Origin of the sequence: Pseudomonas sp. E45-MNA-CIBAN-0222 (assembly GCF_040310405.1) — a bacterium.
Lineage (GTDB): Bacteria > Pseudomonadota > Gammaproteobacteria > Pseudomonadales > Pseudomonadaceae > Stutzerimonas > Stutzerimonas stutzeri_AC.
Genome location: NZ_JBEOPU010000002.1, coordinates 353,161 through 367,416 on the forward strand (window position 1 = coordinate 353,161; position 14,256 = coordinate 367,416).

Annotated in this window: 15 protein-coding genes; 12 read left to right on the plus strand and 3 right to left on the minus strand. The window is 61.8% G+C overall.

The window, feature by feature from the left end; all coding sequences use genetic code 11:
* Nucleotides 1-55 precede the first annotated feature (55 nt).
* The 6 genes from AAEZ08_RS04620 to AAEZ08_RS04645 all read left to right on the plus strand — a co-directional run bounded on the left by AAEZ08_RS04620 (nt 56) and on the right by AAEZ08_RS04645 (nt 4,887).
* Nucleotides 56-949 carry an energy transducer TonB gene (locus AAEZ08_RS04620; RefSeq protein WP_036991428.1) on the plus strand — a complete coding sequence of 298 codons (894 nt, stop codon included), beginning with the start codon at nt 56-58 and terminating at the stop codon, nt 947-949.
* Between the two features lie 63 nt (nt 950-1,012).
* A complete protein-coding gene (locus AAEZ08_RS04625) occupies nt 1,013-1,582 on the plus strand; it encodes a YqgE/AlgH family protein (RefSeq protein WP_427702218.1) in 570 nt (189 codons plus the stop codon).
* Nucleotides 1,579-2,007, plus strand: a complete 429-nt coding sequence (gene ruvX, locus AAEZ08_RS04630) for a Holliday junction resolvase RuvX (RefSeq protein ID WP_003282733.1) — start codon at nt 1,579-1,581, stop codon at nt 2,005-2,007. Before AAEZ08_RS04625 ends, ruvX begins: the two co-directional genes overlap by 4 nt.
* 21 nt (nt 2,008-2,028) lie before the next feature.
* A complete protein-coding gene (pyrR, locus tag AAEZ08_RS04635; protein WP_003282734.1) occupies nt 2,029-2,541 on the plus strand; it encodes a bifunctional pyr operon transcriptional regulator/uracil phosphoribosyltransferase PyrR in 513 nt (170 codons plus the stop codon).
* 55 nt (nt 2,542-2,596) lie between these two features.
* Nucleotides 2,597-3,613, plus strand: a complete 1,017-nt coding sequence (locus tag AAEZ08_RS04640) for an aspartate carbamoyltransferase catalytic subunit (RefSeq protein ID WP_003282735.1) — start codon at nt 2,597-2,599, stop codon at nt 3,611-3,613.
* Nucleotides 3,613-4,887 (plus strand): dihydroorotase, encoded by a 1,275-nt coding sequence (locus AAEZ08_RS04645; protein ID WP_058064264.1) that lies wholly within the window; start codon nt 3,613-3,615, stop codon nt 4,885-4,887. Before AAEZ08_RS04640 ends, AAEZ08_RS04645 begins: the two co-directional genes overlap by 1 nt.
* 73 nt (nt 4,888-4,960) lie before the next feature.
* Here the strand turns inward: AAEZ08_RS04645 and AAEZ08_RS04650 are convergent, their stop codons facing one another.
* Nucleotides 4,961-5,356 (minus strand): NINE protein, encoded by a 396-nt coding sequence (locus AAEZ08_RS04650; protein WP_003282737.1) that lies wholly within the window; start codon nt 5,354-5,356, stop codon nt 4,961-4,963.
* 133 nt (nt 5,357-5,489) lie between these two features.
* Here AAEZ08_RS04650 and AAEZ08_RS04655 point away from each other — a divergent pair, with 133 nt between their 5' ends.
* Nucleotides 5,490-6,701 carry a putative DNA modification/repair radical SAM protein gene (locus AAEZ08_RS04655; protein ID WP_102820038.1) on the plus strand — a complete coding sequence of 404 codons (1,212 nt, stop codon included), beginning with the start codon at nt 5,490-5,492 and terminating at the stop codon, nt 6,699-6,701.
* Nucleotides 6,701-7,537, plus strand: a complete 837-nt coding sequence (locus AAEZ08_RS04660; RefSeq protein WP_427702220.1) for a TIGR03915 family putative DNA repair protein — start codon at nt 6,701-6,703, stop codon at nt 7,535-7,537. The genes AAEZ08_RS04655 and AAEZ08_RS04660 overlap by 1 nt, the downstream gene beginning before the upstream one ends.
* Here the strand turns inward: AAEZ08_RS04660 and AAEZ08_RS04665 are convergent.
* Entirely contained in the window at nt 7,534-8,679 is a 1,146-nt protein-coding gene (locus AAEZ08_RS04665) for a PilT/PilU family type 4a pilus ATPase (protein ID WP_058064262.1), read from the minus strand. The genes AAEZ08_RS04660 and AAEZ08_RS04665 overlap by 4 nt on opposite strands.
* Nucleotides 8,680-8,764: 85 nt before the next feature.
* A complete protein-coding gene (gene pilT, locus AAEZ08_RS04670; protein WP_003282742.1) occupies nt 8,765-9,799 on the minus strand; it encodes a type IV pilus twitching motility protein PilT in 1,035 nt (344 codons plus the stop codon).
* Nucleotides 9,800-9,865: 66 nt separating this feature from the next.
* Here pilT and AAEZ08_RS04675 point away from each other — a divergent pair, with 66 nt between their 5' ends.
* From AAEZ08_RS04675 to AAEZ08_RS04690, 4 genes are all read left to right on the plus strand, one after another.
* Nucleotides 9,866-10,555, plus strand: coding sequence for a YggS family pyridoxal phosphate-dependent enzyme (locus tag AAEZ08_RS04675; RefSeq protein ID WP_181065994.1), 690 nt, complete (start codon nt 9,866-9,868; stop codon nt 10,553-10,555).
* A gap of 10 nt (nt 10,556-10,565) precedes the next feature.
* A complete protein-coding gene (proC, locus tag AAEZ08_RS04680; RefSeq protein WP_003282745.1) occupies nt 10,566-11,390 on the plus strand; it encodes a pyrroline-5-carboxylate reductase in 825 nt (274 codons plus the stop codon).
* 9 nt (nt 11,391-11,399) lie between these two features.
* Entirely contained in the window at nt 11,400-11,990 is a 591-nt protein-coding gene (locus tag AAEZ08_RS04685) for a YggT family protein (RefSeq protein ID WP_003282747.1), read from the plus strand.
* 271 nt (nt 11,991-12,261) lie between these two features.
* On the plus strand, nt 12,262-14,229 hold the full coding sequence (locus tag AAEZ08_RS04690) for a dynamin family protein (protein ID WP_500123807.1): 1,968 nt from the start codon (nt 12,262-12,264) through the stop codon (nt 14,227-14,229).
* Nucleotides 14,230-14,256: the final 27 nt, after the last annotated feature.

Sequence of the window (14,256 nt, forward strand, 5' to 3'; positions counted from 1 at the left end):
ACTCCCAGCTCAAAGCCGGCAGACTGCGCGGCACTTCGAGCCGACCCGACACCCGATGAACGCCGCTACCCGCCATCCCATGCCTGAACCCACCCGAGTCCGCCCCGCGGACAGGCTCGGCTTCACGCTATTTCTGGCTGCTGCGTTGCACCTGGCCCTGATACTCGGCGTGGGCTTCACCCTGTCCGAGCCCAAGCAAATCAGCAAAACCCTGGAAATCACCCTATCGACGTTCAAGAGCGAGGAAAAGCCTAAAGAGGCCGACTTCCTCGCCCAAGACAATCAACAGGGCAGCGGTACGCTGGATCACAAAGCCTCGCCGAAAACCACCGAGCAGGCGCAATTCCAGGATACCGAGGTGCGCAAGTTCACCCCGCCGGCGGCACCGCCTCGCAGCACTCGACCGGAGCCGGCTAAGACCGTCGTCACCACTCGCAGCCCACAGCGCGAGAAGGCGGACGTCAAGCAACAGACTCCACCACAGCCCGAGCCGCAATCCGCTCCGGCATTCGACAGCTCACAACTGAGCGCGGAGATCGCCAGTCTCGAAGCTGAGCTGGCGCAGGATGTCGAGCGCTATGCCAAGCGCCCGCGGGTCAGCCGGCAGAACAGCGCTGCCACCATGCGCGACATCAGCGCTTGGTATCGCGACGAATGGCGCAAAAAGGTCGAGCGCATCGGCAATCTCAACTACCCGGACGAAGCACGCCGTCAACAGATTTACGGCAGCCTGCGCATGCTGGTCACTATCAACCGTGACGGCACCATCCAGGAGCTGCGCGTGATCGAATCTTCCGGCCAGCCAGTGCTCGACGATGCTGCAATGCGTATCGTGCGCCTGGCTGCGCCGTTCGCACCTTTCACCGGAGAGCTGGGACAGAAGTTCGACCAGGTGGAAATTATCCGCACCTGGCGCTTCGAGCGGGGCGACAGGCTATCGAGCCGTTGAACGTAGCTGGACGAACCGTCGCACCTGTAGCCGGAAAGCGGTGCAACGCTTAAGCTAACGCGCATGAAAAACACCGCGCCCAGCTACCTCAAGCATCACTTTCTGATCGCCATGCCGCAGATGGCCGATCCGAACTTTGCCCAGACGCTGATTTATCTGATCGAGCACGGACCGGAAGGCGCCATGGGCCTGATAATCAACCGCCCGAGCGGCCTGAGTCTTGCCGATGTGCTGGAACAGTTGCGTCCGGACGAGCCAATTCCTGCGCTATGCCAGAGCCTCCCGATTTTTTCCGGCGGCCCGGTACAGACTGACCGGGGCTTCGTTCTGCATTCGCCCGACCTCCAGTTCCAGGCCACCCTATCGCTCGGCCCGCTGGGCATGTCTACCTCGCAGGACGTTCTATTCGCTATCGCGGACGGCCAGGGGCCTGCTCGGCACTTCGTCGCACTCGGCTACGCCGGTTGGGAAGCAGGCCAGCTTGAGGCCGAACTGGTCGACAATGCCTGGTTAAGCTGCCCCGCGGACACCGAGATCCTGTTCGACCTGCCGTATGATCAACGTTTGAACGCAGCTGCCGCGTCACTTGGCGTGGACCTGCGCCTGCTCAGCACCCAGGTTGGGCACGCATGAGCTCGCCTCGACTGTTGCTCGGCTTCGACTATGGCACCAAGCAGATTGGCGTTGCGGTCGGCCAGGTCATTACCGGGCAAGCACGTGAGCTGTGCGTACTCAAGGCACAAAATGGAATACCTGACTGGCAGCAGATCGAGGCGCTGATGCGCGAATGGCAGCCCGATGCGTTGGTTGTCGGCCTGCCACTTAATATGGACGGCACACCAAGCGACATGAGTGCCCGGGCAGAGAAGTTTGCCCGCAGGCTCAACGGCCGCTTCAACCTGCCGGTACACACCCACGACGAACGCCTGACCACGTTCGAAGCCAAAGGCGAGCGTCTGCGCCAGGGCCAACATGGCGGCTACCGTGACCGCCCGGTAGATGCCCTGGCCGCCGCACTATTGCTGGAGGGCTGGCTGAGCGATCAACCCGCCGCCTGATCCAGACCTGAAGGAGATCCCATGATCCTGCCCAATCCCGAACAGCTGCTGTCCGAAATGGCCGCCGCGCTGAATCAGCACCTGAACGACCGCGGCATCCAGGAGCCGCGTTTCATCGGCATTCGTACTGGCGGCGTCTGGGTTGCCCAAGCGCTGCTCGCGGCGCGGGGACATAACGAACCACTCGGCATTCTCGATGTGTCGTTCTACCGCGACGATTTCACCCAAAAGGGGCTGCATCCGCAGGTTCAACCGTCGGAATTGCCTTTCGAAATCGAAGGCCAGCATTTGGTCCTGATCGACGACGTGCTGATGACCGGTCGCACCATCCGCGCCGCACTCAACGAGTTGTTCGACTACGGCCGCCCCGCCAGCGTGACGCTGGTATGCCTGCTCGACCTGAACGCCCGCGAGCTGCCGATTCGCCCTGACGTGGTCGGCGCGACCCTGTCGCTGGCACCGGAGCAGCGCATCAAGCTGATCGGGCCGGAGCCACTGGCCCTCGAGCAACAAATGGAAACCAGCCCCTCCTGAACGAGCCGGTAACTTCCGCCCCAGCCCATCTCCAGCCGCCCACCGAGATCCTGCGATGACGCCCACCGACGCCAAGCGCCCGTTACAGCTTAACGACCAAGGACAGCTGCGCCATTTCCTCTCCCTCGACGGCCTGCCCCGCGAGTTGCTCACCGAGATTCTGGACACCGCGGACTCATTCCTTGAGGTCGGCGCCCGCGCAGTGAAGAAGGTTCCACTGCTGCGCGGAAAAACCGTCTGCAACGTGTTCTTCGAGAATTCCACGCGCACCCGTACCACCTTCGAACTGGCGGCGCAGCGGCTGTCGGCAGACGTCATCACATTGAACGTCTCGACCTCCTCCACCAGCAAGGGCGAGACCCTCACCGATACGCTGCGCAACCTGGAAGCCATGGCCGCGGATATGTTCGTAGTACGCCATGCCGACTCCGGTGCCGCACACTTCATCGCCGAGCACGTCAGCCCGGAGGTCGCGGTGATCAACGGCGGCGACGGGCGCCATGCGCACCCAACCCAGGGCATGCTCGACATGCTCACCATTCGCCGCCACAAAGGCAGCTTCGAAAATCTCTCGGTCGCGATCGTCGGTGACATCCTGCATTCGCGGGTGGCGCGCTCGAACATGCTGGCGCTGAAGACGCTTGGCTGCCCGGACATCCGTGTCATTGCACCGAAAACTCTGCTCCCCGAGGGCATCGAGCAGTACGGCGTGCGTGTGTTCAACGAGATGAACGAGGGGCTGCGCGACGTCGACGTGGTGATCATGTTGCGCTTGCAACGCGAGCGGATGCAGGGCGGCCTGCTACCCAGCGAAGGCGAGTTCTACAAGCTCTACGGCCTGAACACTCAGCGTCTTGCGCTGGCCAAGCCCGACGCCATCGTCATGCACCCAGGCCCGATCAACCGCGGCGTGGAGATCGAATCCGCCGTGGCTGACGGCCCGCAATCGGTGATCCTCAATCAGGTCACCTACGGCATCGCCATTCGCATGGCCGTGTTGTCCATGGCGATGAGCGGCCAGGCTGCGCAGCGCCAGATCGATTCTGAATCCGTATCCGAGGAGCAGCAGTGATGGTGGCAACCCGAATACTCGGCGCGCAGGTAATCGACCCCGTCAGCGGGCGCGACGAAATCGCCGATATTTTCCTGCAGCACGGCAAGATTGCAGCCATCGGCCAAGCACCAGCCGGCTTCGAAGCGCAACAGACGATCGACGCCCAAGGCCTGATCGCAGCACCCGGTCTGGTCGATCTTGCTGTAGCCCTGCGCGAGCCCGGCTACAGCCGCAAGGGCAGCATTGCCAGTGAGACCCTGGCCGCAGCGGCAGGCGGCATCACCAGCCTGTGCTGTCCGCCGCAGACCCGTCCGGTTCTGGACACCGCGGCAGTCACCGAACTGATCCTAGACCGCGCACGTGAGTCAGGTCATGCCAAGGTATTTCCAATCGGCGCACTCACGCGCAACCTGGCCGGCGAGCAGCTTTCCGAACTGGTGGCACTGCGCGAAGCCGGCTGCGTCGCCTTCGGCAATGGCCTGAGCGAATTCGCCAGCAACCGTAACCTGCGCCGCGCACTGGAATATGCTGCGACCTTCGATCTGACGGTGATCTTCCACTCCCAGGACAGTGACCTCGCCGAAGGCGGGCTTGCCCACGAAGGCGCAGCGGCCAGCTTCCTCGGACTTTCCGGCATCCCGGAAACCGCGGAAACCGTGGCGCTGGCACGCAACCTCCTGTTGGTGGAACGCTCTGGCGTTCGTGCACATTTCGCGCAACTGACCAGCGCACGTGGCGCGGAATTGATCGCTCAGGCGCAGGCACGCGGCCTTCCAGTAACGGCCGATGTAGCAATGTATCAACTGATACTCACAGACGAAGCGTTGCACGGCTTTTCAAGCCTTTATCACGTGCAGCCGCCTCTGCGCAGCGCAGCGGACCGCGACGGCTTGCGCGAGGCAGTGAAGACTGGCGTGATCACGGCGATTTCCAGCCATCACCAGCCACACGAAGCCGACGCCAAGCTGGCGCCGTTCGGCGAAACCGAACCGGGCATCAGCAGTGCGGACGTCCTGCTGCCCTTGGCCCTGACGCTGGTGGAAGATGGCCTGCTGGATCTACCCACCCTGCTGGCACGGCTGACCAGCGGTCCCGCGGCAGCACTGGCGCTTCCGGCCGGCAAACTGCAGGCCGGACTGCCGGCCGACGTGGTGCTATTCGACCGCAACAGCTCGACCTTGGTTGGTGAGAGCTGGTATTCCAAAGGCCGCAATTGCCCATTCATGGGCCACTGCCTGCCGGGCTCGGTGCGCTACACCATCGTTGACGGTCGCATCAGCTATCAGAGCTGAGGCTCAATCTTGCGCGCATGGATGAAGCGTCATCCATGCGCGCAACGCGCTCGCCCCAAACTCCTGCCCCTGCTCAGCTTCGCGCGAGGTTGCGCTCGGATATCTGCGAGTTCAGCGTCCAGAAGTCGTAGAGCACCCCGATGAAGAACAAGCCGCCAGTGAACAGGTAAAGGATCCCCGTGATCCACTTGCCCTGATACATGCGGTGCACGCCGAACACACCGAGGAAGGTCAGCAGTATCCAGCCGACCGTGTAGTCGATGGGTCCCGGCTGAAAGCGCATGTCCGCTTCACGATCCATCGATGGAATCAGAAACAGGTCGATGATCCAGCCGACGAAGAACAGGCCGAGGGTGAAGAACCAGATGGTGCCGGTGATGGGTTTGCCGTAGTAGAAACGGTGGGACCCGAGAAAACCGAATATCCACAGGAGATAGCCGATCAGCGTGCTATGGGTGTTCTGCTGCATCCGAACCTCGATGTGCAATTGATGAGTGACGTCCAGCTTATCCGATAATGCGCATGAACCGCCCCGCCAGACGGACGTTGCCGGCATGCGCGGTCATGATACTGTATATGCAAACAGTATCCCGGTCGCCACCATGCAATTGATCGACAAACTCAGCGTGCTCGCCGACGCCGCCAAGTACGATGTTTCCTGCGCCAGCAGCGGCGCGCCGACGCGCAGCTCAAAGGGCAAGAGCGGACTCGGCGCCACCAGTGGCATGGGCATCTGCCACAGCTTCACGCCGGATGGGCGCTGTGTCGCGCTGCTGAAGATCCTGCTGACCAACTTCTGCCTGTACGACTGCCAATACTGCGTCAATCGCCGCTCCAGCGATGTGCCGCGGGCGCGCTTCACGCCGGAAGAAGTGGTCAGCCTGACGCTCGACTTTTACCGACGCAATTGCATCAGCGGTCTGTTTCTCAGCTCCGGCATCATCCGCTCGGCGGACTACACCATGGAACAGCTGGTGCGGGTCGCCAAGCTGCTGCGTGAGGAGCACGAATTTCGCGGTTACATCCACCTCAAGACCATTCCCGACGCCGACCCACAGCTGATCGCCGAAGCCGGTCGCTACGCCGACCGGCTCAGCGTGAACATCGAGCTACCAACCGAAGCCAGCCTGATCCGCCTGGCACCGGAAAAGCAGGTGGTGACCATCAAACAGGCCATGCACACTATTCACCAGGGCGAAACGGAGGCCAGCGCGGAGAAGCGGGCGCCGCGCTTCGCACCCGCTGGTCAGAGCACGCAGATGATCGTTGGCGCCGACAACACCGACGACAGCACCATCCTGCATACCGCCCAGTCGCTGTACGGCAGCTATCGGCTGCGCCGTGTCTACTACTCGGCCTTCAGCCCGATCCCCCACAGTCCCAACACCGTCCCTTTCGCGGCACCACCGCTGATGCGCGAGCACCGCCTGTATCAGGCCGACTTCCTCATGCGCGGTTACGGCTTCAGGGCCGGCGAACTGCTCAGCGGGCCGGGCAACCTCGCGCTGGATATCGATCCGAAGCTGGCCTGGGCGCTGGCCCATCGCGACCAGTTTCCAGTGGACCTCAATCGCGCCGAACCGGCGATGATCGCCCGCATTCCCGGGATCGGCATGCTCAGCGCCAAACGCTTGGTGGATCTGCGCCGGCAGAAGCGCATCCGCTTCGAGGATCTGACCCGCCTGCGCTGCTCGCTCGAAAAAGCCAAACCCTTCGTCATCACTCAGGACTACCGGCCAAGCCTGGCAGGACAGGAGTCGGCCATGCTGCACCAGCATCTGCGCGACACGCCCGCGCAACTGGCGCTCTGGTAATGGTCACGGTGCGCTTCGATGGAAGCTTCCAGGAGTGGCGAAGTCGCGCTCGCGCGCTGCTGCAGAACCATGTCTCGCCACATGAAGTGAACTGGGTCAGCGGCGATGAATCAACGGGACTGTTCGACAATCCGTCGCCTGCACCTTCACCGAAATGCGAACAGCGGATTCGCGTCCCGAGAGAACTGCTGGACGAACTGGAGATGGCTGCGCGCTATCGCGTCGGCAATCGCTGGAGCCTGCTGTATCGCGTGCTCTGGCGCGTCACCCAAGGCGACTCGAGCGCAAGAATGGTAGGCGATGTCGACGGCAGCGAGCTGCACGGGCGAATCAAGGCAGTCCGCCGTGAAGCCCATCATCTGCATGCCTTTCTTCGCTTCAGCCCACTGCAGACCAATGATGGACCGCAGCACGTCGCCTGGTTCGAGCCCGCGCACGACGTACTGCCTTGGGCGGCAGGGCATTTCGCCGAACGGATGGGAGGCAACAGCTGGCTGATTGCGACGCCGGAAGAAGGTGTTTGCTGGGATGGTCGGGAGATGTACTACACCCAACCCTGCCCACCACAGTGGCGGCAGTTGGCGCAGAACGCAGCGGACCCTGGCGGCGAGTTATGGAAGACGTATTACGAAAGCACGTTTAACCCGGCCCGCCTGAACCGTAGCGTGCTGGAGAGCAACCTGCCCGTGCGCTTCTGGAAAAACCTCCCCGAGGGCATGCTGATACCGCAGCTGATGAGCCGCGCACGGGCCGGCGCGCAGTGTGATGGCCAGGCCGAACGCGTCGCTGCCAGAAGCGGAAAGCGCATCGGCCGAGAGCCGAGACAGGCCGATTAGCGGAAGCGGCGGCCTGGATCCTCGTCGCTGACCTCCAGACTCAGGCCTTGCGACACGCTGGTCAGATGCTCACCATCGGTTTCCGAACCCAGCTTGATCAGCAGGCGCAGGTCGTTGGCCGAGTCGGCATGCAAAAGCGCGTCTTCGTAGGTGATTTCACCCTGCACATAGAGGTTGTATAGCGCCTGATCGAAGGTCTGCATGCCCAATTCGGTCGAGCGCTTCATCAGCGACTTGAGTTCATGCACCTCGCCCTTGCGAATCAGATCGGCCGCCAACGGCGTATTGATCAGCACCTCGATGACCGCACGACGGCCCTTGCCGTCAGGGGTCGGCACCAGCTGCTGGGCGACGATGGCCTTGAGGTTGAGGGACAGATCCATCCACACCTGGTTATGCCGATCAGGCGGGAAGAAGTTAATGATGCGATCCAGCGCCTGGTTGGCGTTGTTGGCGTGCAGCGTCGCCAGGCACAGGTGACCGGTTTCGGCGAACGCCACGGCGTAGTCCATGGTTTCGCGGGTACGAATCTCACCGATGAGGATCACGTCTGGCGCCTGGCGCAGGGTGTTCTTCAGTGCTACCTCGAACGAGCTGGTATCGATACCGACTTCGCGCTGGGTGACGATGCAATTCTGGTGCTGGTGGATGAATTCGATCGGGTCCTCGATAGAAATGATGTGCCCGCTGGAATTCTTGTTGCGGTAGCCAATCATCGAAGCCAATGAAGTCGACTTGCCGGTACCGGTGGCGCCAACGAACAGCACCAGTCCGCGTTTGGTCATCGACAGCTTCTTGAGGACGTCCGGCAGCTTGAGCTCATCGATAGTGGGAATGTTGGTCTCGATGCGCCGCAACACCATTCCGGCGAGGTTGCGCTGGTAAAAGGCGCTGACACGGAAGCGGCCGATACCACGAGCACTGATGGCGAAGTTGCACTCGTGATTCTCGGTGAACTCGCGGCGCTGCTGCTCGTTCATCACGCCATGCACGGTTTCCCGGGTCATCTCCGGGGACATCGCTGTCTTGCTAACCGGCATGATCTTGCCGTTGACCTTCATTGAAGGTGGCACGCCGGCCGTAATGAACAGATCGGAGCCGCCCTTTTCAACCATCAGGCGCAGAAGTTTCTCGAATTCCATCGTCGTACTCGCAATCGTGGCAAGCGCCGCAACGAGCGGCGCCCGGGGTGTTTCAGAGCCTTTTCGCGATCTGCTGAGCAGGCTCTTAGAAGTTTTCCGGCTGCTTGGCCTTCTCCTTGGCGCTGTCCCTCGAGATCAGCCCCTTGGCGAGCAGACCCTTGAGGCACGAATCGAGCGTCTGCATGCCCAGCGAACCACCGGTCTGAATCGAGGAATACATCTGCGCCACCTTGTCCTCGCGAATCAGGTTACGGATCGCCGGCGTACCGATCATGATCTCGTGGGCTGCCACGCGGCCGCCGCCTACCTTTTTCAGCAGCGTTTGGGAGACTACCGCCTGCAACGACTCGGAGAGCATCGAGCGAACCATGGACTTCTCTTCGGCCGGGAACACGTCGACCACGCGGTCGATGGTCTTGGCGGCCGATGTGGTGTGCAGGGTGCCAAATACCAGGTGACCGGTTTCCGCAGCGGTCAGCGCCAGGCGGATGGTTTCCAGGTCACGCATTTCGCCCACCAGGATGATGTCCGGGTCTTCACGCAGTGCCGAACGCAGCGCCTCGGAGAAGCCCAGGGTGTCGCGATGGACCTCGCGCTGGTTGACCAGGCACTTCTTCGACTCGTGGACGAATTCGATCGGGTCTTCGATGGTCAGAATGTGGTGGTACTTTGTGTTGTTCAGATAATCGAGCATTGCCGCCAGGGTGGTCGACTTGCCCGAACCGGTCGGCCCGGTAACCAGCACCAAGCCCCGAGGTACGTCGGTGATCTTGCGAAACACCTCGCCCATGCCGAGATCTTCCATGGTCAGCACTTTCGAGGGAATGGTTCGGAACACCGCACCGGCGCCCCGATTCTGGTTGAAGGCGTTGACCCGGAAGCGCGCCACGCCAGGTACTTCGAACGAGAAGTCAGTCTCGAGAAACTCCTCGAAATCCTTGCGCTGCTTGTCGTTCATGATGTCGTAGATCAGCGCATGCACCTGCTTGTGGTCCATGGCCGGCAGGTTGATTCGCCGCACGTCGCCATCGACGCGGATCATCGGCGGCAGGCCGGCGGAAAGGTGCAAATCCGACGCACCCTGCTTGGCGCTGAAGGCCAGCAGTTCTGTGATATCCATGGGACTCCCCAATTACAAGCAAGCAGGTAGAATGCCGCGCAGACCCTAAGGCGGCGGGCGCAAGTAATGTCCACGATAGAGAAGAATATTGCAAAGGTCGGAACACGCATCCGTGAGGCGGCGCAAGCTGTGGATCGTGATCCCGCCAAGGTCGGGCTTTTGGCGGTGAGCAAGACCCAGCCAGCCTCCGCCATTCGGGACGCTTTCGCTGCCGGAGCGCGCGATTTCGGCGAAAACTATCTGCAGGAAGCTCTGGACAAACAAGCCGATCTGACGGACCTGCCGCTGGTCTGGCACTTCATCGGCCCGATCCAGTCGAACAAGACCAAGCCCATCGCCGAGCACTTCGACTGGGTGCACTCGGTGGACCGCCTGAAGATTGCCCAACGCCTGTCCGATCAGCGTCCAGCCGAGCTGCCGCCACTGAACATCTGCCTGCAGGTGAATGTCAGTGGCGAAGCAAGCAAATCCGGCTGCGCGCCTGAGGAACTTAACCACTTGGCACAGGCTGTCGCCGCAATGCCTCGCCTGCACTTGCGTGGTCTGATGTGCATTCCCGCCCCCAGTGACGACCCGGCCGAGCAGCGCGCAGCTTTTGCCCGCCTGCGAACGTTACGCGACGAGTTGCCACTGGAACTCGATACCCTGTCGATGGGTATGAGCCAGGATCTCGAAGCTGCGATTGCCGAAGGCGCGACCTGGGTGCGTATTGGCACCGCACTGTTCGGCGCCCGTGACTACGGTCGCCCCCAATAAAGGAAACGCTATGAACTCTCCCCGCATCGCCTTCATCGGTGCTGGCAACATGGCCGCCAGCCTGATCGGCGGAATGCGCGCCCAGGGCGTCGCTGCAGATGCCATCCGCGCCAGCGACCCAGGTGCCGAACAACGTGCGAAGATCAGTGCCGACCACGGCATCCAGACATTCGCACAGAACGCCGATGCACTGGCCGGCGCCGATATAGTGGTGCTGTCGGTCAAGCCGCAGGTCATGCAGGCAGTCTGCCGCGACCTCGTCGCGCATCTGGAGCATGCTCCGCTGATCGTCTCGATCGCTGCCGGCATCAGCTGCGACAGCCTGCAGCGCTGGCTTGGCCCACGCCCGCAGGCGATCGTGCGCTGCATGCCCAATACGCCGTCACTGCTGCGCCAGGGCGTCAGCGGCCTGTACGCCAATGCACAAGTCAGCAACACGCAGAAGCAGCAGGCCGAACAACTGCTATCGGCCGTAGGCATGGCCCTGTGGCTCGAAGAGGAACGTCTGATCGATGCGGTGACGGCCGTATCCGGTAGCGGCCCAGCCTATTTCTTCCTCCTGATCGAAGCGATGACCGCCGCTGGCGAGCAACTCGGCCTGCCGAGGGAAACCGCAGCACAGCTGACGCTGCAGACTGCACTCGGCGCAGCGCGTATGGCCTGTGAGGGCGATGTCGATGCAGCCGAATTGCGCCGCCGCGTCACGTCACCGAACGGAACGACCGAAGCGGCAATCAAAGCCTTCCAGGCCGGTGGCTTCGAGCAGCTGGTGCAACAGGCGTTGAACGCCGCCGCGCAGCGCTCGGCCGAGCTGGCCGAACAACTGGGTCAATAAGGAGCATTCATGTCCCAACTCTCGCAAGCCCTGATTCTGGTCATTCAGACGCTGGGCAGCCTCTATCTGCTTATCGTGCTGCTGCGCTTCATCTTGCAACTGGTGCGCGCCGACTTCTACAACCCGCTTAGCCAGTTCATCGTCAAGGCAACTCACCCGCTGCTGCGGCCGATGCGTCGCATCATTCCGAGCATGGGCACGCTGGACCTATCCTCGCTGCTCCTTGCGCTGATCGTACAGACGGTGCTGATGGCGCTGATTCTGTTGATTGCCTACGGCACTGTCGGCAATCCCCTGCTGCTGCTGATCTGGGCGGTAATCGGCATCATCGGGCTGTTTCTGAACATCTTCTTCTGGGCACTGATCATCAGCGTCATCCTGTCCTGGGTGGCGCCCGGTAGTCAGAATCCTGGGGCTCAGCTGGTCGGTCAGCTCTGCGAGCCGGTACTGGCGCCCTTGCGCCGCTTGCTCCCGAACCTGGGCGGGCTGGATATCTCACCGATATTCGCCTTTCTCGCGATCAAGCTGCTGGACATGCTGGTGGTCAACAACCTGGCCACCATGACCCATATGCCGAATATTCTGCGCATGTTGATCTGAGACGTCGTTCACGGTTTCTTGCCATCGCGGCACCTTGGCGCGTAAAGCGCCTCGGCTTGCCGCTTGCCAGCACGTAGACTGCTTTTTCTCGGCTGTTTCCATCCTACCCCGCACTTCGATCGCGGGATGTGAACGAGTAATAGACACGACTTCGAACCGGCGACAACCGTCCGTGCTCCTAGCTTGCCCGCTCGGTCACACCAGGCTTCGAATGAATTGACCTCGTAACGGCGGATCCGATAATTCGCCGAATCACACTTCCAGGAGTTGGATGAGCATGGAACGACTCGATCGACAGGTAGACGCCTACGTCACCTGGAAGCGCGACCTGATTCGTGAGATCACCCGCTACCGCAGTTGGCTGGCGCACAACAGGCTCAGCAGCGAGGGCGTTGAGGCCCGCCTGGAAAGGGCGCTGCGGGTGCTGCGCACCGATCACATCACCCTCGCGTTCGTCGGCGAGTACTCGCGCGGCAAAACCGAGCTGATCAACAGTCTGTTCTTTTCCAACTACGGCCAGCGCATCCTGCCTTCACGCGCCGGACGTACCACCATGTGCCCTACCGAGCTGCTGTTCGATCCGCGCTCGGAACGCTCCTATATCCGTCTGTTACCCATTGAATCGCGCCTGCAGGACACCAGCATTGCCCAGCTCAAGCGCACACCACGGCTGTGGCTGAACCTGCCGCTCGACCCGCATGATCCCGATGGCATGGCCGAAGCATTCGCCCAAGTGGCGCTGACCAAAGCGCTGCCGGTGGAACAGGCGATCCAGCTGGGCTTCGATCCCGCAAGCCTGGAAAGTGCCGGCAATGCCAATACCGTGCTGGTGCCTGCCTGGCGCCACGCCATGGTCAACTTCGACCACCCGCTGCTGCGTCAAGGCCTGCGCATCCTCGATACGCCAGGGCTGAACGCGCTGGGTAGCGAGCCGGAACTGACCCTGTCGATGCTGCCCAATGCGCAGGCGATCGTTTTCCTGCTGTCAGCCGACACTGGCGTGACCGCCAGCGACATGGAGATCTGGCAGCAGCACATCCGCCAGCTCGACGAGGACACCCAGGCCAGCCTGTTCGCTGTACTGAACAAGATCGACGTACTCTGGGACGATGTGGCCGGCGAAGTCTTCGTGCAGCGAGCGATCGATGAGATCCGCGCCACTACTGCGCAGCAGCTGGGCATCGACTGCGCAGACGTGTTGCCGCTGTCGGCAAAGCAGGCGCTGATGGCAAAGATTCGCGGCGACCACGCGCTGCTCGAACGCAGCCAGCTGGATCAGTTGGAACAGTTGCTCAGCCAGCGCATCCTGGCGCAGAAAGAACGCCTGCTCGAAGATCAAGTGGTGCACCAGGTGCTGGCAATGGTGCAGAACAGTCAGCATGCACTCAAGCTGCGCCAGGAAAAGGTCATCGAACAGCGTGACATGCTGGCCAACCATCAGCAGGGTAACGGGCAGATGCTGCTTGAGCTTACCGCTCGCACGCGTCACGACCATAACTGCCACCATAAGCGCCTGCTCGACCTGAAGACCAACCAGCGACTACTGCAACGCCAAGGCGAACTGTTGCGTGCAGCGATACGCGCCGAGCGCCTCGAAGAGCACCTGACCCGACTACGTCGCAGCCTTACCGGAAGCTTGACGACGCTGGGCATCAACCTGGCGATCCTGCACTTCTTCCGCTCGGTGGAACAGGATCTGGGTATCCTCGAGCAGGAGGCCGAACGCGCCAACAAGATGGTTGCGGCGATCTACCGCCGACACAACGAAGAGAACCCGTTGCACGGTATCGACCCACCAACGTTCCAACTGCAGCCTTATCAGCGTGAGCTGCGAGCGTTGCAGAACAAGGCTGACCAATTTCGTCTGCAGCTCAAGACCTTGCTTACCGAACAACGCACGCTGACCCGGCGCTTCTTCTCCACGCTGGTGCAGGAAGTCATCGGCTTGCATCAGCGTCTGCGCCTGGAAGCCGAACAATGGGCGGGGGATGCGCTGACGCCACTGCTGCAGTACTCCCTGGAGCACAAGCAGCAGCTGGAGACGCACATCCTGCGGCTCAAGAGCCTGGCCACGGAAAGCCAGCAAAATAGCCAGCGCGGGCAACTGCTGACTCGCTACAGCGGCGAGCTGGAGCTGCAACTGGCACAGGCCGCGGAGATGCTGCGCGCTTTGCGACGGCCAGCGCCGATGCGGCGGCAGGAAAAAGTGGTCAGCTTGGCCAGCGCACAGATCAGCTAACGCCTGCGGCCAATTCGCTCGACGCTA

What these genes read in the sequence shown, in the direction of transcription:
- AAEZ08_RS04650 (WP_003282737.1), bottom strand. Translation starts at nt 5,356, where the DNA reads ATGCAGCAGAACACCCATAGCACGCTGATCGGCTATCTCCTGTGGATA.
- AAEZ08_RS04640 (WP_003282735.1), top strand. Translation starts at nt 2,597, where the DNA reads ATGACGCCCACCGACGCCAAGCGCCCGTTACAGCTTAACGACCAAGGA.
- proC (WP_003282745.1), top strand. Translation starts at nt 10,566, where the DNA reads ATGAACTCTCCCCGCATCGCCTTCATCGGTGCTGGCAACATGGCCGCC.
- ruvX (WP_003282733.1), top strand. Translation starts at nt 1,579, where the DNA reads ATGAGCTCGCCTCGACTGTTGCTCGGCTTCGACTATGGCACCAAGCAG.
- pyrR (WP_003282734.1), top strand. Translation starts at nt 2,029, where the DNA reads ATGATCCTGCCCAATCCCGAACAGCTGCTGTCCGAAATGGCCGCCGCG.
- AAEZ08_RS04685 (WP_003282747.1), top strand. Translation starts at nt 11,400, where the DNA reads ATGTCCCAACTCTCGCAAGCCCTGATTCTGGTCATTCAGACGCTGGGC.
- AAEZ08_RS04645 (WP_058064264.1), top strand. Translation starts at nt 3,613, where the DNA reads ATGGTGGCAACCCGAATACTCGGCGCGCAGGTAATCGACCCCGTCAGC.
- AAEZ08_RS04675 (WP_181065994.1), top strand. Translation starts at nt 9,866, where the DNA reads ATGTCCACGATAGAGAAGAATATTGCAAAGGTCGGAACACGCATCCGT.
- AAEZ08_RS04660 (WP_427702220.1), top strand. Translation starts at nt 6,701, where the DNA reads ATGGTCACGGTGCGCTTCGATGGAAGCTTCCAGGAGTGGCGAAGTCGC.
- AAEZ08_RS04665 (WP_058064262.1), bottom strand. Translation starts at nt 8,679, where the DNA reads ATGGAATTCGAGAAACTTCTGCGCCTGATGGTTGAAAAGGGCGGCTCC.
- AAEZ08_RS04655 (WP_102820038.1), top strand. Translation starts at nt 5,490, where the DNA reads ATGCAATTGATCGACAAACTCAGCGTGCTCGCCGACGCCGCCAAGTAC.
- AAEZ08_RS04625 (WP_427702218.1), top strand. Translation starts at nt 1,013, where the DNA reads ATGAAAAACACCGCGCCCAGCTACCTCAAGCATCACTTTCTGATCGCC.
- AAEZ08_RS04690 (WP_500123807.1), top strand. Translation starts at nt 12,262, where the DNA reads ATGAGCATGGAACGACTCGATCGACAGGTAGACGCCTACGTCACCTGG.
- AAEZ08_RS04620 (WP_036991428.1), top strand. Translation starts at nt 56, where the DNA reads ATGAACGCCGCTACCCGCCATCCCATGCCTGAACCCACCCGAGTCCGC.
- pilT (WP_003282742.1), bottom strand. Translation starts at nt 9,799, where the DNA reads ATGGATATCACAGAACTGCTGGCCTTCAGCGCCAAGCAGGGTGCGTCG.